This is a genomic window from Lutimaribacter marinistellae, assembly GCF_042648365.1.
Taxonomy (GTDB): domain Bacteria; phylum Pseudomonadota; class Alphaproteobacteria; order Rhodobacterales; family Rhodobacteraceae; genus Lutimaribacter_A; species Lutimaribacter_A marinistellae.
Map to the genome: position 1 here is coordinate 106921 of NZ_JBHRXI010000004.1, position 22528 is coordinate 129448.

Annotated in this window: 21 protein-coding genes; 9 read left to right on the plus strand and 12 right to left on the minus strand. The window is 63.2% G+C overall.

The genetic code is table 11. From position 1 onward, the window contains the following. Positions 1 to 160 precede the first annotated feature (160 nt). The gene (locus ACFORG_RS05110; protein WP_386734310.1) at positions 161 to 1738 is read left to right on the plus strand and encodes a gamma-glutamyltransferase family protein; all 1578 of its coding nucleotides are present in this window, start codon (positions 161 to 163) and stop codon (positions 1736 to 1738) included. Positions 1739 to 1770: 32 nt separating this feature from the next. On the opposite strand, the gene hspQ is transcribed toward ACFORG_RS05110, so the two are convergent. Then, on the minus strand, positions 1771 to 2097 hold the full coding sequence (gene hspQ, locus ACFORG_RS05115; RefSeq protein ID WP_386734311.1) for a heat shock protein HspQ: 327 nt from the start codon (positions 2095 to 2097) through the stop codon (positions 1771 to 1773). A gap of 175 nt (positions 2098 to 2272) precedes the next feature. Between hspQ and ACFORG_RS05120 the strand changes: the two genes are divergently transcribed. After that, positions 2273 to 2854 (plus strand): transglycosylase SLT domain-containing protein, encoded by a 582-nt coding sequence (locus ACFORG_RS05120; protein ID WP_386734312.1) that lies wholly within the window; start codon positions 2273 to 2275, stop codon positions 2852 to 2854. Positions 2855 to 2869: 15 nt separating this feature from the next. Here ACFORG_RS05120 and ACFORG_RS05125 read toward each other — a convergent pair whose 3' ends face one another. From ACFORG_RS05125 to ACFORG_RS05140, 4 genes are all read right to left on the minus strand, one after another. Continuing rightward, positions 2870 to 3466: a LolA family protein gene (locus ACFORG_RS05125; RefSeq protein ID WP_386734313.1), complete on the minus strand. Its 597-nt coding sequence runs from the start codon at positions 3464 to 3466 to the stop codon at positions 2870 to 2872. Positions 3467 to 3503: 37 nt separating this feature from the next. Then, positions 3504 to 6557, minus strand: a complete 3054-nt coding sequence (locus ACFORG_RS05130; RefSeq protein WP_386734314.1) for a DNA translocase FtsK — start codon at positions 6555 to 6557, stop codon at positions 3504 to 3506. Between the two features lie 16 nt (positions 6558 to 6573). Then, positions 6574 to 7755, minus strand: a complete 1182-nt coding sequence (locus ACFORG_RS05135; RefSeq protein WP_386734315.1) for an aminotransferase class I/II-fold pyridoxal phosphate-dependent enzyme — start codon at positions 7753 to 7755, stop codon at positions 6574 to 6576. A 108-nt stretch (positions 7756 to 7863) separates the two neighbouring features. Then, on the minus strand, positions 7864 to 9192 hold the full coding sequence (locus tag ACFORG_RS05140) for an amidase (protein WP_386734316.1): 1329 nt from the start codon (positions 9190 to 9192) through the stop codon (positions 7864 to 7866). Between the two features lie 48 nt (positions 9193 to 9240). Here ACFORG_RS05140 and ACFORG_RS05145 point away from each other — a divergent pair, with 48 nt between their 5' ends. Further along, the gene (locus ACFORG_RS05145) at positions 9241 to 10503 is read left to right on the plus strand and encodes an FAD-dependent monooxygenase (protein WP_386734317.1); all 1263 of its coding nucleotides are present in this window, start codon (positions 9241 to 9243) and stop codon (positions 10501 to 10503) included. A gap of 15 nt (positions 10504 to 10518) precedes the next feature. On the opposite strand, the gene ACFORG_RS05150 is transcribed toward ACFORG_RS05145, so the two are convergent. The 5 genes from ACFORG_RS05150 to ACFORG_RS05170 form a co-directional block, all read right to left on the minus strand. After that, positions 10519 to 10704: a Trm112 family protein gene (locus tag ACFORG_RS05150; protein WP_386734318.1), complete on the minus strand. Its 186-nt coding sequence runs from the start codon at positions 10702 to 10704 to the stop codon at positions 10519 to 10521. Then, positions 10701 to 11342: an LON peptidase substrate-binding domain-containing protein gene (locus tag ACFORG_RS05155; RefSeq protein ID WP_386734319.1), complete on the minus strand. Its 642-nt coding sequence runs from the start codon at positions 11340 to 11342 to the stop codon at positions 10701 to 10703. Before ACFORG_RS05155 ends, ACFORG_RS05150 begins: the two co-directional genes overlap by 4 nt. A 27-nt stretch (positions 11343 to 11369) precedes the next feature. Further along, positions 11370 to 12287, minus strand: coding sequence for a thioredoxin (trxA, locus tag ACFORG_RS05160; RefSeq protein ID WP_386734320.1), 918 nt, complete (start codon positions 12285 to 12287; stop codon positions 11370 to 11372). 67 nt (positions 12288 to 12354) lie between these two features. Next, positions 12355 to 13143, minus strand: coding sequence for an exodeoxyribonuclease III (locus ACFORG_RS05165; RefSeq protein ID WP_386734723.1), 789 nt, complete (start codon positions 13141 to 13143; stop codon positions 12355 to 12357). A 210-nt stretch (positions 13144 to 13353) separates the two neighbouring features. Further along, positions 13354 to 14040, minus strand: a complete 687-nt coding sequence (locus tag ACFORG_RS05170; protein WP_386734321.1) for a response regulator transcription factor — start codon at positions 14038 to 14040, stop codon at positions 13354 to 13356. A 169-nt stretch (positions 14041 to 14209) separates the two neighbouring features. On the opposite strand from ACFORG_RS05170, the gene ribA reads away from it, so the two are divergent. Next, positions 14210 to 15304, plus strand: coding sequence for a GTP cyclohydrolase II (ribA, locus tag ACFORG_RS05175; RefSeq protein WP_386734322.1), 1095 nt, complete (start codon positions 14210 to 14212; stop codon positions 15302 to 15304). Continuing rightward, positions 15301 to 15801, plus strand: a complete 501-nt coding sequence (locus ACFORG_RS05180; RefSeq protein ID WP_386734323.1) for a L,D-transpeptidase family protein — start codon at positions 15301 to 15303, stop codon at positions 15799 to 15801. Before ribA ends, ACFORG_RS05180 begins: the two co-directional genes overlap by 4 nt. Here ACFORG_RS05180 and ACFORG_RS05185 read toward each other — a convergent pair. Both ACFORG_RS05185 and ACFORG_RS05190 read right to left on the minus strand, forming a co-directional pair. After that, complete coding sequence (locus ACFORG_RS05185) at positions 15785 to 16444, minus strand: YggS family pyridoxal phosphate-dependent enzyme (protein WP_386734324.1); 660 nt, start codon at positions 16442 to 16444, stop codon at positions 15785 to 15787. The two genes, ACFORG_RS05180 and ACFORG_RS05185, sit on opposite strands and share 17 nt — an antisense overlap. 129 nt (positions 16445 to 16573) lie before the next feature. Beyond that, a complete protein-coding gene (locus tag ACFORG_RS05190) occupies positions 16574 to 17599 on the minus strand; it encodes a porin (RefSeq protein WP_386734325.1) in 1026 nt (341 codons plus the stop codon). A gap of 281 nt (positions 17600 to 17880) precedes the next feature. Between ACFORG_RS05190 and ACFORG_RS05195 the strand changes: the two genes are divergently transcribed. From ACFORG_RS05195 to holA, 4 genes are all read left to right on the plus strand, one after another. Continuing rightward, positions 17881 to 18399: a DUF3576 domain-containing protein gene (locus ACFORG_RS05195; RefSeq protein ID WP_386734326.1), complete on the plus strand. Its 519-nt coding sequence runs from the start codon at positions 17881 to 17883 to the stop codon at positions 18397 to 18399. Between the two features lie 73 nt (positions 18400 to 18472). Continuing rightward, positions 18473 to 21022, plus strand: a complete 2550-nt coding sequence (gene leuS / locus ACFORG_RS05200; protein ID WP_386734327.1) for a leucine--tRNA ligase — start codon at positions 18473 to 18475, stop codon at positions 21020 to 21022. Beyond that, complete coding sequence (gene lptE, locus ACFORG_RS05205) at positions 21009 to 21494, plus strand: LPS assembly lipoprotein LptE (protein WP_386734328.1); 486 nt, start codon at positions 21009 to 21011, stop codon at positions 21492 to 21494. Before leuS ends, lptE begins: the two co-directional genes overlap by 14 nt. Further along, on the plus strand, positions 21491 to 22519 hold the full coding sequence (gene holA, locus ACFORG_RS05210; protein WP_386734329.1) for a DNA polymerase III subunit delta: 1029 nt from the start codon (positions 21491 to 21493) through the stop codon (positions 22517 to 22519). The genes lptE and holA overlap by 4 nt, the downstream gene beginning before the upstream one ends. Positions 22520 to 22528 lie beyond the last annotated feature (9 nt).

Below are 22528 nucleotides of genomic sequence, written 5' to 3' on the forward strand. Positions count from 1 at the left end.
TCAAAACAGGCTTGTAGCTGCAAATGGCTTCCCTCGGCGCCGCGTGTAACAGCCCCCACCCAGTGCGCGGCGTCGAGGACTACCTTCCCGAAAATCCCCGCCCATTGGCTTTCCGATACGGTCGCCCTAGTCTCGGTGCGACTTGAAGGGAGAAACCGAAATGCGCGATTTTCATCTGCCGGGCCGCTCACAGGTTCTGGCCACCGAAGGCATGTGCGCAACCTCGCATCCGCTGGCGGCGGCCACCGCGATCGACATTCTCAAGCGCGGCGGAAACGCAATGGACGCCGCGATTGCAGGCGCAGTGCTGCTGGGGATCTGCGAGCCGCAGATGACCGGGATCGGCGGCGATTGCTTCGTTCTGTACACACGTCCCGGCGAGCAGGAGATCCGCGCGTTGAACGGCTCGGGCCGGGCACCGGCCGCAGCCAGTGCCGCCGCCCTGCGGGCGGAGGGGCTGGACACGGTTCCGGTCCACAGCGCCCATGCCGTCACGGTGCCGGGCGCAATCGACGCTTTCTGTCACCTCAGCGAAACCGAGGGGCGGCTGGGCCTCGACGCGCTGCTCGCTCCGACGATCCACTATGCCGAGGCGGGCGTGCCGGTCGCACCGCGTGTCGCGTTTGACTGGGCCAATGACGCGGCGACCCTGCAGGGTGTTGCCCGCGAAAGCTACCTTGCCGACGGTGAGGTGCCGCGCGTGGGCCACCTGTTTCGTTCGCCCGGACAGGCCGAGGTCTTGCGCCGGATCGCCAAGGACGGGCGGGACGCGTTTTACACAGGTGAGGTAGCAGAGGACATGCTTGCCGCCCTGCACGCCGCGGGCGGCGTCCACACCGCCGAGGATTTCGCGGCGACGGCCTGCACGCCTACGGATCCGGTCAGCGGCAGCTACAAGGGCATCGACCTGGTCGAGCATGCACCAAACGGGCAGGGCGCCACCGCGATCCTAATGCTGAACATCCTTGCGCAATTCGACATCGCGGGAATGGACCCGTGGGGTGCCGAGCGGGCACATATCGAGGTGGAGGCCGCGAAACTCGCCTATGACGCGCGCAACCGCTTCCTGGCCGATCCGGACCACACCGCGCGGCTGGATCACATGCTGTCGCCGGAAACGGCGGCGAAACTTGCGGCCCTGATCGACCCTAAAAAGGCGATGACCGCGCCCGCCAAGTTGAGCGAAGCGGTGCACAAGGACACGATCTATATCACCGTGGTGGATCGTGACCGCATGGCCGTTTCGCTGATCTATTCGATCTTCCACGGGTTCGGGTCGGGCATCGCCTCCGAGAAGTTCGGAGTCCTGTTCCAGAACCGCGGCGCAGGTTTCACCTTGCAAGAAGGCCACCCGAACGAACTGGGCGGCGGGAAACGGCCCATGCACACCATCATTCCGGGCATGTTGCGTGAAGATGGCCGCGTGACGGTGCCATTCGGCGTCATGGGCGGTGCATACCAGCCGCATGGCCACGCGCGATTCGTTTCGAACCTGCGCGACTTCGGCATGGAATTGCAGGACGCGATCGACGCACCGCGGCTGTTCGGCGAAAGCGGCCGTCTCGACGTCGAGAGGGGGTATTCACCCGACGTGCGCCAGGCGTTGGCGGACAAGGGACACCGGGTGGAGATTCGTGAGACGGCGATCGGCGGGGCGCAGGCTATCCGCATCGGCGCTGAGGGAACCCTTGAAGGGGCCAGCGATCCGCGCAAGGACGGATGCGCCTTGGGCTACTGACCCAAAGCGCCCTGCCCCACCGTGGCGGGGCGCTAGTTCAGGTGGAAGTGAAGCGGGTAATGCCCGTCCTGAAACGGCCCGAACATATCGGGCAGATCGGGATGATCCACCGGCTCTCCGGAATAGTCGACAATCAGGTTCTGCTCAGAGACGTAGGCCACGTAATAGGTCTGATCGTTCTCTGCCAAAAGGTGATAAAACGGCTGTTCCTTCGCCGGGCGGCTATCCTCGGGAATCGCTTCGTACCATTCCTGGGTGTTGGCGAACTCGGGGTCGACATCAAAGATCACGCCGCGAAATGGGTGCTTTCGATGGCGGACGACCTGTCCGAGATGATATTTTGCACGCGTCTTAAGCATAGTTCAGCCCCCACCTTTTTCCTAACCGCAACACGCGGGGAATGTCCAACATTTGATCGGGATTCAAGGGAAACAGTGTGTGGACACGGTTATGACAGTGGTATCGGGCGTGCTCGCAATTGTGATTTTCACGCGTCGCGCGATCCGTTAAGATAGGGCAAAAAGGCAGAGGCAAATGAGCAGACTCCTGTGCGCATTGGGACTTGCGCTGCTTGTCGCCGCGTGCGGCGGCGGTGGCCCCGACATATCGCCCGGTCATCTCGACAATGCGTGCAGCATTGCGCGGGAACGGCCGCAATACATGCGGGCTTTCAAACAAACCGAGCGCAAATGGGGCGTTCCAGTTCATGTGCAGATGGCCACGATTTACCAAGAAAGCAGGTACGTGTCGGACGCGCGCACGCCGCACCAATACGTCTTGGGCGTGATTCCCATGGGTCGGCAGAGCAGTGCGTTCGGCTATAGCCAAGCGCTGGACGGCACGTGGGAGGAATACAAGCGCGAGACCGGTCGCAGCAGCGCCCGACGTGATCGGATCAGGGACGCGACCGATTTCATGGGCTGGTACATGAACAAGACCCGCGAACGGAATGGCGTGTCGCTGAGCGATACGCGCAACCAATACCTTGCCTATCACGAGGGGCATACCGGCTATGCGCGGGGGTCGTACAACGCCAAGTCGTGGCTGGTCCGCGTGTCTGACCGTGTCGCGGCGCGCGGCGAGATGTATCGCCGGCAACTTGCAAGCTGCCGGTGATGCAGTAGTGCCGACCTAGCGGTCGGCGCTGGACACGCCGGGTGTTCCGTCGATGAACAGGTTCTGGTTAAGGCTTCGCCCCTTGGTCAAGGGGCCAAGAAGCACGGTCGTCTTGGTGCCGGCGCTGTCATAGGTCGTCCATTTCCGCAGCTCGACCGGATTGTCGGTGAACGACATCTCGATCCGCCCGTATTCGGGATGTTTCGGGTCCTGTGCGGTGACCACGGTTGCAGTGCCATCAAAGCTATGACCGACAACCATGTTCGCCCGGCCAAGATCCACCCTTTCGGCAAGGACAAGCGACAGCGGCGTGCGGTTCAGCGGATACTGGTCGGGCGGCTGGTTCGACTTGGGGTCGTGCACGATGACCGAACCGGCCTTGGCGACCACAACCGCTTGATTCGGCGGGCTGTATTCGAACCGCATACGCCCTGGGCGCTGCAGCCACAGTGTGCCAGTGCTCGTCGAACCGTCCTGGTTGACCTGCGTGAACGTGGTCTCGATCGTCGTGAGACGGTTGAGATAGGCGGAGATATCCGCAAGTGGCAGCCGTTCCGCCCAGGCGGCGGGAGCTGCGGCAACAAAGGCAAGTGCAAGGGCGATCTGTTTCATAGCCTTGAGATAAGCGTTCGCCCTTGCAGTGAAAAGATCACCCTTGTTCGGGGACTAGGATTTCGCGCTTTCCGACGTGGTTGGCCGGCGAAACCACGCCTTCGTCTTCCATCTGTTCCACCAGCCGCGCGGCCTTGTTGTAGCCGATGGCGAGTTTGCGCTGGATATAGGAAGTCGAGCACTTTCGGTCCTTGATGACGATCTGGACGGCGGTGTCATACAGCGCATCCTCGCCATCGGTGTTCCCGCCCGTCGACAGGCCCAGAACCGCGTCGATATTGTCGGCCTTGTCGTCATCGGGCCCCTCGACCACGCCACCGACATAGTCGGGCGGACCGAACTGCTTGAGATGGTTGACGACCTCTTCGACCTCTTCATCCGAAACGAACGGGCCGTGGCAGCGGGTGATCTTGGCCCCGCCCGCCATGTAGAGCATGTCGCCCATGCCAAGAAGCTGCTCGGCACCCATCTCGCCAAGGATCGTCCGGCTGTCGACCTTCGACGTCACCTGGAACGAGATCCGGGTGGGGAAGTTGGCCTTGATCGTTCCGGTGATGACATCGACCGACGGGCGCTGAGTCGCCATGATGATGTGGATGCCGGATGCACGCGCCATCTGAGCAAGCCGCTGGATGCAGGCCTCGATCTCCTTGCCGGCGACCATCATCAGGTCGGCCATCTCATCGACGATGACGACGATGAAGGGCAGCTTTTCGGGTGCGAATTCTTCCGTTTCGAATACCGGCTCGCCGGTGTCGTCATCAAACCCGGTCTGAACCGTGCGGCTGAACATCTCGCCCTTGGCCAAGGCCTCTTTCACCCGGCCGTTGTAGCCCTCGATGTTGCGCACGCCCATCTTGGACATCTTGCGATAGCGGTCCTCCATCTCGCCCACCACCCATTTCAGGGCGACGACGGCCTTTTTGGGGTCGGTCACAACTGGCGAGAGAAGGTGCGGGATGCCGTCATAAACGCTGAGTTCCAGCATTTTGGGGTCGATCATTACAAGGCGCAGATCCTGCGGCGTCAGCTTGTAAAGCAGGCTGAGGATCATCGTGTTGATCGCAACCGACTTACCCGACCCGGTGGTGCCCGCGATCAGAAGGTGGGGCATCTTGGCGAGGTTCGCGACCATGGAATCGCCGCCGATATTCTTGCCCAGCGCCAGTGGCAGGCTCTGGTTGCTGTCACCGAAATCGCGGCTGGCGAGGATTTCGCGCAGCACGACCTTTTCGCGGTTCTCGTTGGGCAGTTCGATCCCGATGACCGACCGCCCCGGCACTGTCGAGACGCGCGCGGACAGCGCCGACATCGACCGAGCGATATCGTCGGCAAGCCCGATCACGCGGCTCGCCTTGAGACCTGGCGCGGGTTCAAGCTCGTACATGGTGACGACCGGACCGGGACGGACCGAGACGATCTCGCCCTTGACCCCGTAATCGTCCAGCACGTTTTCGAGCATGCGCGCGTTCTCTTCTAGCGCTTCGTCGGACAGGTGGTGGCGTTCGATCTTGGCCGGGTTGGTCAGCAGGCTCAGCGGCGGCAACTCGTACTCTACGGCCGCGTCCTCGAACGCAAGCGCGGGCTGCGCTTCGGCTTGGGCACGGCGGGATGGCTGGACCGGCTTGCGCGCGGGCTGTTCGACGACCGGCTTGCGCGGCTCGGCTGTCGGGATCGGCTGCGGCGCGGGGCCGGGCACCGGCGTGGCCGAAACCGGCGGCGCGGTCGGAGCCACAGATTCCGGCGGCGCGACCCATTCGGTGCCTTGATCCTCGGGCATGGCGACCGGCTCATCGCTCCAGCCCTGTCCCGGATCAGGCGCATAGGCAGGTTCGGGCGCATAGGATAGCGGAGCGGACTGCCACCCGGTCGAGAGTTGCGGTTCGGGCGGGAGTGATGTGGGCGCCGTCAAGGGTGGTTCGGGCGCGATGGGCGCACGCGCAGCCATCAGCGGCGGCTCGGGCGGAAGTCCGGCATCGGGGCGGCGTGTCGTGTCGAGGACCAGTGGTCGCGGCCCGTGGCCACGCCCCTTGGTCAGGGGGCGCTGGGGATCAGGCTCGGGCGCGACCTGGCCCGCAGCCTCTTTGCGGCTGCGTACAGCCTGCGCGATCTTGGAACTGATGCGATCCGCACCGGGCATCTGGTCGGGTCCGCTGATCGGCGCAGGATCGACCAACTCCGGCTCTGGCATGGGTTCAGGACGCCGGATGAGCGACGGCATCCGCTTGATGAAACTTTTCGGTTTTTCCGCCACCGGGGCCGACACGACCGGCTCGTCGGGCAAGTCATCCTCGATCAGGGCATCTTGCTCGGCTTGCCATGCTGCCTGTTGGGCGGCTTGCTGCGCCGCTTCGGCTTCTTGCGCGGCGAGCGCGGCGGCCTCTCGGCGCTCGGTCCTCAATGCCTGGCGCTGACGGGCGGCGGCGACTGTCGCGCTTGCGCCGCGGCCCAGAACCGTCATCAGAGCTCCATAGCACACCACCAGACCCACAAGGATCCAGCGAACGCCGCGACGCACCTCGGCCCAGGTGAAGCCCAGAACGAAGGCCCCCATCGCGATCATGCCCGCAGCCATGAGCAGCGATGTGAGCTTGACCATCAGGTGTGAGCCAATCGGCAGTACGGTCAGCAGTGCCCCGACCACGGTATCGCCGAAGAGCCCGCCAAGGCCGAAGCTGTGGGTCGCGCTCCAGTCAGGGCCGGGTACGATCGTGGCGGCATAGACCGAGACAACCGCGATCCAGATCGGCGCAAAGATCAGCCGCGCGACAGCACGGTCCGTGCCGACATGGGTGGCAAAGCGCAGACCCCAACCGATGAGCACCAACGCGATGGCCCAGCTGCCCCAGCCGACGATCATGAACAGCGGAGCCGCGATCGAGGCCCCTGCCCGACCCATCCAGTTCTGCACCGGCGCGTCAGTCGACACCATCCAGTTCGGATCTTCGGGCGTGTAGGAATGGACCATCGCCGCGGCCGCGAGGCCGAGCAGGATCAGGACGATCCCCACCAGTTCCTTGCCGCGACGCTCGATCGCGGCCTGCATGTTGCTGTCCAGCAATGGATCGCGGCTGCGTGTGTTATAGGCCATGCTTACCCCTAACCCCTCATCCGTATAGGCAGTCGCGAAGCCGCTCGAGCCCGCGCTGCAGTTCTGTTTTTGGGGCCACCATGGCGACCCTGATGTATGTCTCGCCCGGATTCCGACCGGGTTCCCCCTGCGACAGGTAGGCGCCGGGAAGCACGCGCACGCCCGTCTCGGTCCAGAGCTTGAGAGCAGCGCGCTCTCCATCCTCGACCGGCAGCCACAGGAAGAATCCCGCCTCGGGGGGCATGTATCCCTGCAAGTCGCCCAGTGCCGCGTCGGCGATGGCGTATTTTTCCTGATAAAGCGCACGGTTCTCGGCAACATGCGCCTCGTCGGCCCAGACCTGGGCGGCCGCTGCCTGGAGCGGCCCGGGCAAGGGCGCACCGGAATAGGCGCGGAGCTGCCGGATTCGCTGCAGCGTTTCCGGACCGCCCGCAACGAGGCCCGAGCGCAATCCGGCAAGGTTCGAACGCTTGGACAGCGAATTGAACAGGGTCACGCGTTCGGGGTCGGCGCCCATTTCCTGCGCGACTGTCAACGCCCCGACAGGCGGGGTATCGCGGTAGATCTCGGAATAGCATTCATCCGCGAAAATGCGGAAATCGTGTTTCTCGGCCAGTGCGATCAGGTCGGACCAATACGCATGCGATGCGACCGCGCCCTGCGGATTGGCCGGCGAACAGATGTAGGCGATTGCGGTCCGGTCCAGCACGTCCGTGGGCAGTCCCGCGAAATCAGGCAGATGCCCGGTTTCGGCCGTGGCGGGCACGAAACGTGGCTCGGCCCCGACGGAAAGGGCCGCCACCATGTAAACCTGGTAAAAGGGGTTCGGCGTCAGCACGATCGGCGTCTTGCCGTTCTTTCCCTCGGGGCAAAGCGCCATCGCCGCGTTGTAAAGCCCCTCGCGTGTGCCGTTAAGCGCCATGACCTGGGTTTCGGGATCCATCCGCACACCGTAGCGGCGCGCAATCCAGTCAGTCATCGCACCACGCAGTTCGGGCGAGCCGTCGTTCGGCGGATAGCCCTGGAACAGGTGTGCATTGCGGGAAATGATCTCGGTAACCCAGGGCGGAAAGTCATGCTTGGGTTCACCAATCGTCATATGCATTATTTCACCGCCCGGCGCGTGAACGTCGAGCAAGGCGCGCAGGCGCGGGAATGCATATTCCGGTAGGTTCGAAAACCGCTCGGGGAAGTTCATGTCTACTGCCTCGGATACGGGATCGTTCGCGCCCCGTTTGCACCCAAGTTACAGATCACCCCCCCGTTCGTCCAGACAAAGTGCTGTTCGGCGAGGGGGTTGTGGCATTCAGGTCAGCGCCGACTCTGCCGCCGAGCCGACACGCAACAGGCGCTCTTCGGTCATCGGCGCGCTCATCATCATCAACCCGCAACCGGGTGTTCCCGTCGGCAGCGTCAGCGCCGCAAGGCCCATCAGGTTGCCGATCCGAGTGTTGCGCAGGGCAAGCAGATTCTCGGTCACGTAATAGTCATGGTCACTTGCAAGACGCGCAAGATTCGGCGGCGTGCTGGGTACTGTCGGCGCCAGCACCGCGTCGAACCCGGCGGTGGCCGAATCCCACGCCGCGCGGCATCGCTCGATGGTCGCCCAGGCCGCGACATAATCGGATGCCGAAACTTCGCGCCCACCGCGGAAACGTTGCAGGATCTCGGGATACATGGCGTCCGGATTGGCTTCGATCACGTCGCGCCACAAACCATAGGCCTCGGTGGGATAGAGTTTCGGCGAAAGCGGCATCGCCTCGGCCAGTTCCGGCACGTGCAGGTCGACGATCTCGGCCCCGGCCGCAGACAGGCGTGACAGAGCATCCTCATACGCTCGCGCAGGTGCCTCGCGCACATCATCCAGCGCCGATGTTTGCAGCGCGGCGAAGCGGCATCCACGCAGGTTTGCGCCACGCAGGTCCACGGGTGTGCCGCCTTCGATCAGGGCGAGCATCCGGGCGGCATCTTCGACCGAGCGCGCCAGCGGGCCGATGGTATCGAACCGCAGGCACAGGGGAACGACCCCTTCGAGGGTAATACGCCCTGATGTGGTCTTGAGCCCGACGAGGTTGTTCCACGCCGCGGGCACACGAACGGAACCGCCGGTATCGGACCCGATTGCGCCCGCGGCCAGACCAAAGGCCAGCGAAGCCGCAGCGCCCGACGACGATCCGCCCGGCGCGGCCGCGGGGTCGTTGATGTTTGGCGGAGTAGCGGTGCGAGGGTTCAAGCCAAGACCGGAAAAGGCCAGCTCGCTCATATGTGTCTTGCCAAGACAGACGCCCCCGCCTGCCGTTGCGTTTGCAAGCACCGGGGCATCGCGGTCGGGCACGCGATCCTTGAGCAGGGCCGAGCCCGCCTCGGTCGCTGTTCCCGCACTGTCGAACAGGTCTTTCCAACTCAGGGGTACACCATCGAGCAGGCCAAGCCGCCCCCCTGCCCTTGCTCGGCTCTGCGCCGCCCGGGCCTCGGCCATTGCGCGGTCGGGCGTGGTGCGGGCATAAATCCGGTTTGCATCGGAATGCGCGGAAATGGCGTCGAGATATGCCTGAGCAAGGTCAACCGGGTCGATCCGGCCCGCGCCGATCCCACGCCCCAGGTCACTTGCCGTCATCGTCAGCCAATCGTCCATTCTGCCCTCCTGTTCGATGTTTGCGCGACGGTAGCGACAGGACTGCGCATGGACAATCCCGGGCGGGCGCGCATATTGCAGGGCATGGAACGAAACACGGATATCCTGATCGTCGGCGGCGGTCTGAACGGCCCTGCATTGGCCCTTGCACTGGCGCAGGCCGGCCATGACGTGACGATCATCGACGCATTGGCCGAAAAGGTCCGCAAGAATGCGGCATTCGACGGTCGATCCTATGCGCTGGCGCTCGCCTCGCAACGCCTGCTCGCCGCCATCGGGATATGGGACCGGGTCGAAGATCACGCACAGCCGATGCTGGAAATCAAGGTGTCCGACGGTCACGCGGGCGCCGGCCCCTCACCGTTGGTAATGCAGTTCGACCATGCCGAGATCGAGGAAGGCCCGATGGGCTACATGGTCGAGGACCGTCACCTGCGGCGCGCGTTTCTCGAAGCGATGGATGAGGAACCCCGCATTCGACAGGTCGACGGCAAGGCGGTCGTTGCACAAGAGGTGCACCCCGGCGGCGTGACCGTGACCCTGTCGGACGGGCAGCACTTGACCGGTCTGCTTCTCGTGGGTTGCGACGGACGTTCGAGCGGGACGGCCCAGCGCGCCGGTATCAAGCGAACCGGCTGGGATTACGGCCAGACCGCGCTCGTTTGCGCGATCGAGCATGCCTTGCCGCATAATGGCGTCGCACACCAGTTCTTCATGCCTCCCGGCCCGCTGGCGATCCTGCCGCTGACCGGTAACCGGTCGTCGATCGTTTGGAGTGAAAAGCGTGAGACGGCCGAGGCGATCAACGCGATGAACGAGTCCGACTATCTCGCGGTGTTGCGGCCGCGTTTTGGCGATTTCCTGGGCGAAATCAGTCTTGCCGGCAAACGCTATACCTATCCGCTGGGCCTGACGCTGGCCAACGCATTTTGTTCGGATCGCGTGGTGCTGGTGGGGGATGCCGCGCATGGTGTCCACCCGATTGCGGGTCAGGGCCTGAACGCGGGTCTGCGCGACGTCGGTGCCTTGGTCGAGGTCGTGACCCTCGCCGCGCGCCGCGGAGAGGACATCGGCGCACGCGACGTACTGGAGCGGTACCAGCAGTGGCGGCGTTTCGACACGGCGACACTGGCGCTTGCCACCGATGCGTTCAACCGGTTGTTCTCGAACGACAATCCGCTTCTGCGGTTGGGTCGCGACCTTGGGATGGGGCTTGTCAGCGCGTTGCCGCAATTGCGGCGCGGTTTCATCCGCGAGGCCGCGGGCCTTACCGGTGATCTGCCCAAGCTGATGCAGGGCCGCACGATCTGAAACGCTGTGAAGCGATCAGTCGATCTTGCGCGCCTCGTCGACCAGCATGATCGGAATGCCGTTCCGGATCGGGAACGCCAGCGAGGCGGATTTTGAGATCAGCTCCTGACGCTCGCCATCGTAATCGAGGCGTCCATGCGTTACCGGGCAAATCAGCGCCTCGAGCATGTGACGGTCAAAGGCGGGATGCGTGTCGTTCATTGCAGGGTCTCCTCACTGGTGCCGCCGCGCAACGCGAATTCGATCAGCGTGACAAGAGTTTCGCGGCGTGTACGCAGGCAGGGCGCCTCGAGCAAGGCCTGTTTGTCCTCGGGGTCGAAATCCAGAAGCATCGACAGCGAGTTCACCAGCAATTCGTCATCGGCGTCTTTGAGGGTCTCCCAATCCGCTGCAAGATCCCGCGCCTGGAAGTATCGCCCCAGCAATGCAAGGAATCGCTGCCGGTCAAAGTTTGCATCGGCTTCGGACTTGCCCGTATCGCGGTCGAACCCTGTCCAATCCACAGCGCAACGCCGGTAAGGTGTGAACCCGTCGACTTCCTTGCGAACCCGAAAGCGCGAAATTCCCGTCAGCGTGATGAGATAGCGGCCATCTTCGGTTTCCGAGAACTGGGTCACGCGGCCCGCGCAACCAATGCTGTGCAGGCGCGAATCGCTGCCGGGTCCGGGGTTGGGCTGTACCATGCCGATCAGCCGCGCCGGTGTTTTCAGCGCATCGTCGAGCATTTGAAGGTAACGCGGCTCGAAGATGTGCAGCGGCAGCCTTGACCGGGGCAGCAGCAGCGCCCCGGGCAGCGGAAAAACCGCAATCGTGTCGGGAAGATCGGCAGGTTGAATCATGACAGGCAACCTAGCCCGCCGCCCGGATCAGGCAAATATCATGGAGCTGAGTTTGCGCCGCCCGTTGAGTGCGACGGGATCGTTCGGCTTGAGCGCCTCGAAGATCGTGAAAAGCTGCGTTTTCGCCGCCGCCTCGTTCCACTCGCGGTCTCGCCGGAACAGCTCCAGCAGGTGGTCTACCGCCTCTTGAGCCTCGCCCTTGGAATAAAGCGCCTGCGCAAGGTCGTAACGCGCCTGATGGTCGTCGGGATCCGCCTCGACCCTGGCTTGCAACTCGGCAACGGGACCGGCATTTTCGGCCTGTTTCGCAAGCTCGATCTGCGCATGCGCCGCTTCCAATTCACTCGAGTTCGAGATTTCGGCAGGCGCCCCGTTCAGAATGGCCTCGGCCTTTTCCAGGTCACCCATCGCGATATGTGCACGCACCAGCCCGGCATAGGCCCCGGCATGGTTGGGATCTTCACCCAGGATCGCGGCAAAGGTTTGCGCGGCATCCACCGCGGCACCTTCTTCCAGCATCTCCTCGGCGGCGGCGACGGCCTCGTCCAGCTGGCCACCGGGGCTTTCGCCACCTGCTGCCGAGATGACACGGTCGACAAAGGCCTTGATCTCGGATTGTGGCAGCGCACCCTGGAAGCCGTCCAGCGGCTGTCCCTTGTAGAAGGCATATACTGTCGGGATCGACTGGACGCGCATCTGCTGCGCGATCATCTGCGCCTCGTCGACATTGATCTTGACCATCTTCACCGCGCCCTTGGCGGCGTTTACGGCATCTTCGAGCATCGGCCCCAGGGTCTTGCACGGGCCGCACCAAGGCGCCCAGAAATCGACGATGACCGGCACCTCGTTCGAGGCGTCGACCACATCGGCCATGAAGGTGGCCTCGCTTCCGTCCTTGATAAGATCACCTGCGGGGGCTGCACCTGCGCCGCTCAGAATTTCCATGACTTGCATCCTCCGGATCGCGTTTGGCCCTTATATGACGCCGGTGCGCCCGGAAACCAAGAGGGGTTCACAGGTCGAAGCTGGCAAAGACCGGCGCGTGGTCCGACGGCTTTTCCCATCCGCGGGCATCGCGCAGCACGCGACTCGAATGCGCGGCGTTCGAAATATCGGGCGTGGCCCATACGTGGTCGAGCCTGCGCCCCTTGTCGGCCGCATCCCAGTCGCGGGCGCGATAGGACCACCAGCTGTAAAGCTGGCCTTCGGGAATGTCCTGCCGGGTGATGTCCACCCACTTCCCCGAATCCTGCGTTTCGGCCAGATGCTCGACCTCGATCGGTGTGTGGCTGACGACCTTGAGCAACTGCTTGTGCGACCAGACGTCGTCTTCGCGAGGGGCAATGTTGAGGTCGCCGACAAGGATCGACTTTTCGGGCCGCTCGGCATGGAACCAGTCGCGCATCTCGGTCAGGTAATCGAGCTTTTGCCCGAATTTCACGTTCACCTCACGGTCGGGAACATCCCCGCCTGCAGGAACATAGAAATTATGGATGGTAAGGCCGTTCTCCAGCTTTCCGGCCACGTGCCGCGCGTGCCCCAACGAGGCGAAATCCCGGTCACCTACATCCTCGATCGGAAGTTTCGACAGGATGGCCACGCCGTTGTATCCCTTTTGCCCGCGGGCAATCATGTAGCTGTATCCAAGCGCGCGGAACCGCTCCACCGGGATCTTCTCGACCGGCGACTTGCATTCCTGCAAGCACAGCACGTCGGGTGCCTCTTCCTCGAGCAGGCGGGCGACGATGCCTTCGCGCAGTCGGACGGAATTTATGTTCCAGGTGGCGAGTGTGAAGGGCATGGCAAAGCTCGGGCTTGTTACGGGTCCGGCGACCCTATCTGTCACCTTGGCGAAATTCCATAGCACCGACCGCCCAAAAAAAGGCCGGGCGCAGAGCCCGGCCAGTCCAACAGGGAGGTTGCATGTCAAAGCCCGGACATGCGCGGGTTGGTGTCACTCTAAAGATGAGATCAGAGTGTTTCTTTGATCTGGGTCAATCGACCGCGATATTCAAGAGACCAGTCGATATCCACCGGATTCGGTTACCAGAAGACGCGCGTTCGACGGATCGGGTTCGATCTTCTGGCGCAGCCGGTAGATGTGGGTTTCCAGCGTGTGCGTCGTGACGCCCGCGTTGTAACCCCATACCTCGTGCAGCAATACGTCGCGCGGCACCACGCCTTCGGAGGATCGGTAGAGAAACTTGAGAATGTTGGTTTCTTTCTCAGTCAGGCGGATCTTGCGGTCCTCTTCGGTCACAAGCACCTTCATCGACGGGCGGAACGTGTAGGGCCCGAGCTGGAACACCGCATCCTCGGATTGCTCATGCTGGCGCAACTGGGCACGAATGCGCGCAAGGAGGACGGGAAACTTGAACGGCTTGGTCACGTAATCGTTTGCGCCGGCATCCAGTCCAAGGATCGTGTCGGCATCGGAATCATGACCGGTCAACATCAGGATCGGGCTTTTGACACCCTGCTTGCGCATGAGCCGGCACAGTTCACGACCGTCGGTATCCGGCAGCCCCACGTCGAGGATCACGAGGTCATAAATCGCCTCTTTCACCCGATCCATTGCCGAATGGCCATCACTGGCTTCGAACACGTCGAAATCCTCGGTCATGACGAGCTGTTCGCTCAGCGCCTCGCGCAGATCCTCGTCATCGTCCACCAGCAGGATCTTTCTGAGTTGGGCCATCGGTCGTCTCCTTTCGTCCCCGTTCACGGATCACGTGAGGCCGCCGTGACGCGGCGGCAAGAAATGCTGCAATGGTTTCACGCCCATGTGTCCGGATCGGGGGAATTGTTTCACATTCCGGATCCAAGCGACTAGGTAGAGAGGCAAAGACGTTACAGGACAAGACCTGATGAGCCTGCTGCCCGACATCACTGAACTTATTGCCCGGGCGCGGGCGGACTTGCGCATGGGGCTTGCAGTGGCGCTCGGAACCGAAGACGGAAGCGGAGCGATTGCGCTGGCCGCCGAGACGCTGACGGCGGACCGGCTCGCGGATTTGCGGCACTTGCCGGGACAGCCCGTGATCGCGATCACGGTACGACGGGCCGAGACGCTGAAGGCGCGCGCTTATGACGGCGACGTCGCGCGTGTCATGATCCCTGGGGACGCCGGTCTATCATGGGTTCAGGCGGTGGCGGACCCGTCCGACGACCTGTCGACGCCGATGAAAGGCCCGCTGCAGACCCGGCGCGACGGTTCTGCCGCCCTGCACCGTCTTGCCGTGACGCTGACGAAATCGGCGCGCTTGTTGCCAGCGGCCGTGGTGTTGCCTTTGGCAGATGTGCACGCCTTTGCCGCGACGAACGGGCTGACCTTTATCGACCACGCGCGCGCCATGCCGCACCTGGCCGAACGCAGCCCCCTGCACGAGGTGGTCGCTGCGCGACTGCCGATAGAAGTGTCGCAGGCTGGCCGCCTCCACGTCTTTCGCCCCGAAGATGGTGGCGAAGAGCATTATGCGATCGAGATCGGTCGCCCCGACCGCAGGAAACCGGTTCTCGCGCGACTTCATTCCGCCTGCTTCACGGGTGATGTCATGGGAAGCCTGAAATGCGATTGTGGACCGCAATTGCGCGGTGCGCTTGCCCAGATGGGAGAGGAGGGCGCCGGTGTGCTGCTCTATCTCAACCAGGAGGGCCGCGGCATCGGGCTGGCGAACAAGATGCGCGCTTACTTCCTTCAGGATCAGGGGTTCGACACGGTCGAAGCCAACCACCGCCTGGGGTTCGAGGATGACGAGCGCGACTTTCGGCTAGGCTCGGACATCCTGACGTCTCTGGGCTTTTCCTCGGTGCGGCTTCTGACCAACAACCCGGCCAAGATCGCCATGATGGAACGCACCGGGATCGCCGTGACAGAGCGGGTCCCCCTCAAGGTCGGCGAGACGGCCTTCAACCGCGGCTACCTTGCGACCAAGGCGGCAAAATCAGGGCATCTGTTGTGAAGCCTGCCGATCTGGTTCTGACGCCGACGGGCCTGCGCTTTCATGGGCGGCGCTTTCCTTGCGTGATCGGCAGGGGCGGGCTCACCAAAAGGAAGCGCGAAGGCGACGGAGCCACGCCGGTGGGTACGCATCGGATCGTCGGTATGCTCTACCGGCCGGACCGCATGGCGCGGCCAACGGAATGGGCCGTGCCCATCGGTCCGCCCGATCTATGGTCCGACGATGTGAAAGATCCCGATTACAACCTGATGGTTCGGGCACCGCACGCCTATGGCCACGAACGCCTGCGCCGGGCCGACCCCCTGTATGATCTGGTGATCCTTACGGATTGGAACTGGCCATATGCGGTACCCGGGCGCGGATCCGCGATCTTTCTGCACCAATGGCGGCGCCTCGGCTACCCGACAGAGGGATGCGTCGCCTTTCGGCGTGACCACCTGCTGTGGATCGCCCGGCATATCGGTTACCAGACGCGGTTGATCATTCCCCCGCTTTGACCCGCTCACCGAAAATGGCCGAGCCGACGCGGACATGGGTCGCGCCAAGGGCAATGGCCGTTTCGAAATCACCGCTCATCCCCATGGACAGCCCTTCAAGGCCGTTCCGCACGGCGATCTTGGCCAGAAGGGCGAAATGCAGCGCGGGCTCCTCTTCGACCGGTGGAATGCACATCAGGCCACGAACGGGCAGGTCGAGGTCACGGCATTCGGCGATGAAACCATCGGCGTCCGAGGGCAGCACACCCGCCTTCTGATCCTCTTCTCCGGTGTTCACCTGGATAAAGAGGTCCGGGCAGTGGCCTGTTTCCTGCGCCAGCCGGGCAAGCGTTCGTGCAAGCTTTGGCCGGTCGACTGAGTGGATGGCATCGACAAGCTCCATCGCCTGCCGCGCCTTGTTGGTTTGCAGCGGGCCGATCAGGTGCAACTCGATCCCGTCGAACCGCTCGCGAAAGGCGGGCCATTTTCCCGCAGCCTCCTGCACCCGGTTCTCGCCGAAAACACGGTGACCCTGTTCCAGTACCGCCTCGACCCTCTCGTCGGGCTGCACTTTCGACACTGCGATCAACTTGACCGATCCGGACGCGCGTCCGGCCTTGGCTTCGGCGTCGGCGATGCGGGTCTTGATATCGTCCAGCGACATGGGGTCCTCCGGTCCTGCGTTTTCGGACGCACTGAAACACCAGATCGGTCCAAAAGGCCAGATGCCGCAAAAGGAAAGGGCAGGCCCGAAGACCTGCCCCCTAATCGAAACCGTCAGACGGTGTTCAGCTTAGAAGCTGAAGTACGCACCAACCTGGAAGGTGTCGTTGTCATTCGACGCGCGGCGGTAGCCGGCTTCGAGCGATGCACCGCCACCCAGGTCATAGGAGTAGTGGATACCGTAGGAGCTACCTTCCTGCTGGTTCGAACCGGCGATCGCGTCGCGGTTGTCGTTACGGCCGGCCGCAACGTCGGTTGCGGAAACCGCGTCTTCGTCGGTCCAGAAGAGCAGCAGGTTGGATGCCGCGCCGATGTCGACGTTGCCGTAGATGCCGAGCTTGTCGATGCCGTCGTTGTCAGCATAGGCGATACGTGCGCCGTACTGACCGCCGTCCCATGCGAAGGAGACCAGGGTCTTGTCTTCCCACATGATGTCGGAGGACTGGTGAGCGGCTGCGACGGTGAAGTCGTTCCAGCTGTAGGCCAGCATGACGCCGATACGGTCGGGGCCACCGGCGTTGCCGTTGGGAACACCCGGGTTGACGGTGCTGTCGTTGTCGGTCGAGTACGACAGGTGGCCGGTGAAGCCGTTTGCCGAGTACAGAACCTCAACGCCGTTGGCGCCAGAGCCTGCCGACGAGTATGCATCCCAGTTGAAGTATTCGTTGTTGACGTTACCGACAACCGAAACGAAGCCGGCGCCGTCGATACCGATACCTGCGGTACGGGTTTCGAGATACAGGCCGGGCATGTTTTCAACTGCGCCGATGATGTTGCCGACGTTCACGCGAACACCGTTGTAAACAACGCCGAAACGTGCGCCGTTGAACACTGCGGTGCCGGGGTTGTTATCACGGCTTTCAGCCTGGGCACGGAAGCGAGCGTCGAACTGCACGCCGCCGTCGGTTTCGGCCGACATGTCGAACTGCAGACGCAGACGGCTGGTGATGGTGGTCTTGGAGACGCCGTTAACGTTACGGTCGTTGGCGTCGTTGTAGTCCAGACCGAAACGGCCGTAGCCGCTCAGGCGAACGTCTGCTGCTGCGACGCTTGCGGTCGCGATCAGCGCAGTCGTTACGAAGAGAATCTTTTTCATCGTTTTTCCCTCGGTTTCAATCATACGCCCAAACCGGAGAATCCAGCGTGGGTATGGACAGGGGTTTCGCTCTTTCCGCCCCATTTTGGCAAGGCTTGCCCGCAGGCCGGACGCAAAGTGGTTTCGGATGGTGCAGCTTTGCCACAGTGTTGCCGCAACTCCCTTTCCGCCCGGCAGGCGGACCCGGGACACAGGCAAAACCGCGCGCCCGCATAGTGGCTTGCCCCGTCCACGCGCCTTCGTTAGGAGTTTCCCACGCGCAATACTGTCAGGAGCGCCCGATGAAGCTTCAGTACCCGGTCAAAACGGTCCTCTTCGTGGCTGCCGGTCTCTCTCTCGCCGCATGCAGCCCCCGCCCGTCGGGAACGACCGCTGCGCCCACGTCAAGCGCGATCGTGACCGACCAGGGCATCGTCGCGAACAACCGCGAAACCGCACCGCAGAATTACGAGCGCTCGTCGATCTGGGATATCTTCGGCCCCAACGCGCAGGGCGAGCAGACCGGGCAGGTGAACCGCTATCTCTGGGCCGCGTCGCTTGACGTGCTGAATTTCCTGCCCGTGGAAAGCGTCGATCCCTTCACCGGCGTCATCAACACGGGCTATGGGCGCCCGCCCGGTGGTGGCCAGACATACCGCGCGACGGTTCATATCAGCGATCCAGCGCTCGACGCACGTTCGCTTTCGGTTTCGCTGCAGACCAGTGGCGGCCGCCCCGTCAGCGCTGCGACCAATCGCGCCGTCGAGGATGCGATCCTGTCGCGCGCGCGCCAGTTGCGTATCGCCGACGACGCGCTCTAGCATTCCGTTTCAGTTCGCTCTATCACCGCGCCGGGTTTCCACCCGGCGTTTTCATTGAAAAAGGACCGCCCGCATGTCGCGCTATTCCGCCAACGAAATCGAGGCCAGATGGCAAAAGGCCTGGGACGAGGCCGGTGTGTTCGAGGCACGCCGCAGCGGCGACAGGCCGAAATACTACGTGCTCGAGATGTTTCCATATCCGTCGGGGCGCATCCATGTGGGGCATGTCCGCAACTACACGATGGGCGACGTGATCGCCCGGCACAAGCTGGCCAAAGGCTATAACGTGCTGCACCCGATGGGGTTCGATGCGTTCGGGATGCCGGCCGAGAATGCGGCGATGGCCTCTGGCGGCCACCCCAAGGATTGGACCTACAAGAACATCGACGACATGGTCGAACAGATGAAGCCGCTGGGCTTTGCCCTGGACTGGACGCGCATGTTCGCCACCTGCGACCCGGAATATTACGGCCAGCAGCAGGCGCTGTTCCTCGACATGCTCGAGGCGGGTCTCGTCTACCGCAAGAACGCCGTTGTGAACTGGGACCCGGTCGACATGACCGTTCTGGCAAACGAACAGGTGATCGACGGCAAGGGCTGGCGCTCGGGCGCCGAGGTCGAACGGCGCGAACTGACGCAATGGTTCTTCAAGATCTCAGACATGGCCGAGGAACTGCTCGGTGCGCTGGACGGGCTGGATGACTGGCCCGCAAAGGTACGCCTGATGCAGGAAAACTGGATCGGCAAGTCCCGCGGTATCGAAGTGCCCTTCCATCCCACCGATGGCGGCGAACCGTTGATATGCTACTCCACCCGCCCCGACACGCTGCGGGGCGCGACCTTCCTTGCCATTTCGCCCGAACACCCGATCAGCCGTGCCATGGCCGAAACCAATGAGCAGGTCGCTGCCTTCATCGCGGAAACCCGCAAGATGGACACGACCGAAGCGGCGATGGAAAAGGCGGAAAAGAAAGGCATCAACACCGGGATCACCGTCAAGCACCCGATTTTCGAAGACCGCGAATTGCCGGTCTGGATCGGGAATTTCGTCTTGATGGAATACGGCACCGGCGCGATCTATGGCTGCCCGGCGCATGACCAGCGCGACCTAGATTTTGCGCGGAAATACGACCTGGACGTGGTCCATGCCTTCTACATGCCCGGTGACAAGACCGAGGTGACGACCGAAGCGTTGGTCCCACCAAAGACCGAAACTGTGGCCTATGTCGACCACTTCGCCGGCATCACCGAGGTGACCAGCGAAGAGGGGATCAACCGCTCCATCGACTGGATGGAAGAGCGCAATCTCGGCACGGGTCAGGTCAAGTTCCGCTTGCGCGACTGGGGGCTGTCCCGTCAACGATACTGGGGCTGTCCGATCCCGGTCGTGCACTGCGACTCCTGCGGCGTAGTGCCGGAGAAGAAAGAGAATCTGCCCGTTCGCCTGCCCGATGATGTCAGCTTTGACAAGCCGGGCAACCCGCTCGACAAGCATCCGACGTGGCGCGATACGCCCTGCCCCTCTTGCGGAAAACCGGCCAAGCGCGAAACGGACACGATGGACACCTTCGTCGACAGTTCGTGGTATTTCGCGCGCTTCACCGCGCCGCGCGCCGAGACGCCGACCAACATGGAAGACGCCGCGTACTGGATGAATGTCGACCAGTATATCGGCGGCATCGAACATGCGATTCTGCACCTGCTCTATTCGCGCTTCTTTGCCCGCGCGATGCACATCACGGGCCACCTTCCCGAAACCGCCAAGGAGCCGTTCAACGCATTGTTCACGCAGGGCATGGTGACGCATGCGATCTACGTGACCCGCGACGAAAAAGACCGGCCCGTCTATCACTTCCCCGAAGATGTCGAGATCACCGAATCCGGTGCGCGGTTGGGGGCCACCGGCGAAGCGGTCGAGATCGTCCCTTCGGCCAAGATGTCGAAATCAAAGAAAAATGTCGTCGACCCGATGCGGATCGTGGCCGATTACGGCGCCGACACCGTCCGCTGGTTCGTCCTCAGCGACAGTCCGCCGGAACGCGATGTGGAGTGGACGGCCGCGGGCGCCGAAGCCGCGCACAAGCACCTCTCGCGTGTTCACCGCATCGCCACCGAAATCGCCACATCCGAAGAAGACCCTCAAGACACCGACGAGGCGTTGCTGCGCGAGATGCACAAGGCGATTCAGGATGTCACGCTGGGGCTGGAGAGCTTTGGCTTCAACGCCGCGATCGCCAAGCTTTATGCCTTTACCAACACTCTGGCCCGCTCCAAGGCCGGCGCCGAGGCCAAGCGCACCGCGGCGCGTACCCTGGTTCAGCTCATGTCACCAATGACCCCGCATCTGAGCGAGGAGCTCTGGTCCCTCCTCGGCGGCGAAGGGCTGATTGCGACCGCACCCTGGCCGGTCGCGGACGAGGCCATGCTGATCGAAGATACCGTGACCATGCCCATTCAGATCAACGGCAAACGCCGGGGCGAGATCACCGTGGCCAAAGACCTCGACAAGTCCGAGGTTGAAAAACGCGCGCTGGCGTCCGAAGCTGTGCAGCGGGCGCTCGATGGCGGGCAGCCCAAGAAGGTAATCGTGGTGCCCGGCCGGATCGTGAATGTCGTGGTCTAGACGCAAATTCCTGGTTCTGATCCCGCTTGCGCTTGGCGCCTGCGGGTTTCAGCCGGTCTATGGCCCCGGCGGGACCGGGTCGGCGCTCTACGGTCAGGTCGCGGTTTCCGAGCCGGACAGCGTCGAATCTTATGCGCTGGTTCAGAACCTCGAACAAAGGCTGGGCCGCGCGGGTTCGGCTGCCTATTCGCTTGACGTGGATATCGAAACCGCCACGCAGGGTCAGGCGATCACCGCCTCTAACGAAACCACGCGCTATTCGATCGTCGGAGAGGCGAGCTATACGCTCACCCGGCTGTCGGATGGGACGGTGGTGGCCTCGGGCGACGTCGAAAACTTCACCGGCTATTCCGCGACCGGCTCCACCGTCGAGACCCTCGCAGGTGAACGTGACGCGAGAGAGCGCCTTATGTCGATGCTCGCCGACCAGATCACGACGCGCCTGCTGACCACGACGGACCTGCCGGCATGAAGCTTTCCGCGCGCGAAGCGGACGGTTACTTTGCCAAGCCGGATGCCGACAAGACCGGCTTGTTGATCTATGGCGGCGACGCGATGCGCGTAGCATTGAAGCGCCAGCAGATGCTGGCCGCTTTGCTTGGCCCCGGCGCCGAAGAGGAAATGCGCCTTGCCCGGCTGGCCGGCGGTGACCTGCGGAGCGACCCGGCGCAGTTGATCGACGCGGTCAAGGCCGTGGGTTTCTTTCCGGGGCCGCGCGCCGTTTTCGTCGAAGAAGCAAACGAGCACAGTGCCCCCGCCATCCTCGCCGCGCTCGAGGATTGGGCCCCGGGCGATGCGCAGATCGTGGTGACGGCAGGCGCGCTCAAACCCAGCTCCAAGATCCGCAAGGCGTTCGAAGCGCACCGCAACGCCTTTGCAGTTGGCCTGTATGACGACCCGCCGTCGCGCGCCGAGATCGAGCGCATCCTGGCCGAGGCTGGATTGCGCGAAGTTCCGCGCGACAGCATGTCGGCGCTTGCTGACATGGCTGCCGAGCTTGGGCCGGGCGATTTCGGCCAGACCATGGAGAAACTGGCGCTCTACAAGCGCGGCGACGAAAGCCCTCTCAGCCTTTCCGATATCGAGGCCTGCGCACCGCGCTCGACCGAAGCAGGGCTCGATTCGGTGTTCAATGTCGTGGCCGAGGGCCGCGTCGGAGAGATCGGACCGCTGATCAAACGCGTTCAGGCCCAAGGGACCAATGCGGTGGCGCTATGCATCGGCGCGACGCGGCACTTTCGTACACTCTATGCCTGCGCGGCCGATCCTGGTGGCCCCGCTCAAGGGATAGGCAAGCTGCGCCCTCCGATCTATGGCCCGCGCCGTGACCGCGTATTGCGGCAGTCACAGCAATGGGGCGCGCACCGGTTGGAAACGGCGCTGACCGTGCTGACCGATACCGACCTTTCGCTGCGTTCAGCCAACCAGACGGCACCGGCCATGGCCATGGTCGAACGCGCCATGATCCGGCTTGCAATGCTGGCGCGCTCGCGCTGACGTGTTGCT

What these genes read in the sequence shown, in the direction of transcription:
- ACFORG_RS05110 (WP_386734310.1), top strand. Translation starts at nt 161, where the DNA reads ATGCGCGATTTTCATCTGCCGGGCCGCTCACAGGTTCTGGCCACCGAA.
- hspQ (WP_386734311.1), bottom strand. Translation starts at nt 2,097, where the DNA reads ATGCTTAAGACGCGTGCAAAATATCATCTCGGACAGGTCGTCCGCCAT.
- ACFORG_RS05120 (WP_386734312.1), top strand. Translation starts at nt 2,273, where the DNA reads ATGAGCAGACTCCTGTGCGCATTGGGACTTGCGCTGCTTGTCGCCGCG.
- ACFORG_RS05125 (WP_386734313.1), bottom strand. Translation starts at nt 3,466, where the DNA reads ATGAAACAGATCGCCCTTGCACTTGCCTTTGTTGCCGCAGCTCCCGCC.
- ACFORG_RS05130 (WP_386734314.1), bottom strand. Translation starts at nt 6,557, where the DNA reads ATGGCCTATAACACACGCAGCCGCGATCCATTGCTGGACAGCAACATG.
- ACFORG_RS05135 (WP_386734315.1), bottom strand. Translation starts at nt 7,755, where the DNA reads ATGAACTTCCCCGAGCGGTTTTCGAACCTACCGGAATATGCATTCCCG.
- ACFORG_RS05140 (WP_386734316.1), bottom strand. Translation starts at nt 9,192, where the DNA reads ATGGACGATTGGCTGACGATGACGGCAAGTGACCTGGGGCGTGGGATC.
- ACFORG_RS05145 (WP_386734317.1), top strand. Translation starts at nt 9,241, where the DNA reads ATGGACAATCCCGGGCGGGCGCGCATATTGCAGGGCATGGAACGAAAC.
- ACFORG_RS05150 (WP_386734318.1), bottom strand. Translation starts at nt 10,704, where the DNA reads ATGAACGACACGCATCCCGCCTTTGACCGTCACATGCTCGAGGCGCTG.
- ACFORG_RS05155 (WP_386734319.1), bottom strand. Translation starts at nt 11,342, where the DNA reads ATGATTCAACCTGCCGATCTTCCCGACACGATTGCGGTTTTTCCGCTG.
- trxA (WP_386734320.1), bottom strand. Translation starts at nt 12,287, where the DNA reads ATGGAAATTCTGAGCGGCGCAGGTGCAGCCCCCGCAGGTGATCTTATC.
- ACFORG_RS05165 (WP_386734723.1), bottom strand. Translation starts at nt 13,143, where the DNA reads ATGCCCTTCACACTCGCCACCTGGAACATAAATTCCGTCCGACTGCGC.
- ACFORG_RS05170 (WP_386734321.1), bottom strand. Translation starts at nt 14,040, where the DNA reads ATGGCCCAACTCAGAAAGATCCTGCTGGTGGACGATGACGAGGATCTG.
- ribA (WP_386734322.1), top strand. Translation starts at nt 14,210, where the DNA reads ATGAGCCTGCTGCCCGACATCACTGAACTTATTGCCCGGGCGCGGGCG.
- ACFORG_RS05185 (WP_386734324.1), bottom strand. Translation starts at nt 16,444, where the DNA reads ATGTCGCTGGACGATATCAAGACCCGCATCGCCGACGCCGAAGCCAAG.
- ACFORG_RS05190 (WP_386734325.1), bottom strand. Translation starts at nt 17,599, where the DNA reads ATGAAAAAGATTCTCTTCGTAACGACTGCGCTGATCGCGACCGCAAGC.
- ACFORG_RS05195 (WP_386734326.1), top strand. Translation starts at nt 17,881, where the DNA reads ATGAAGCTTCAGTACCCGGTCAAAACGGTCCTCTTCGTGGCTGCCGGT.
- leuS (WP_386734327.1), top strand. Translation starts at nt 18,473, where the DNA reads ATGTCGCGCTATTCCGCCAACGAAATCGAGGCCAGATGGCAAAAGGCC.
- lptE (WP_386734328.1), top strand. Translation starts at nt 21,009, where the DNA reads ATGTCGTGGTCTAGACGCAAATTCCTGGTTCTGATCCCGCTTGCGCTT.
- holA (WP_386734329.1), top strand. Translation starts at nt 21,491, where the DNA reads ATGAAGCTTTCCGCGCGCGAAGCGGACGGTTACTTTGCCAAGCCGGAT.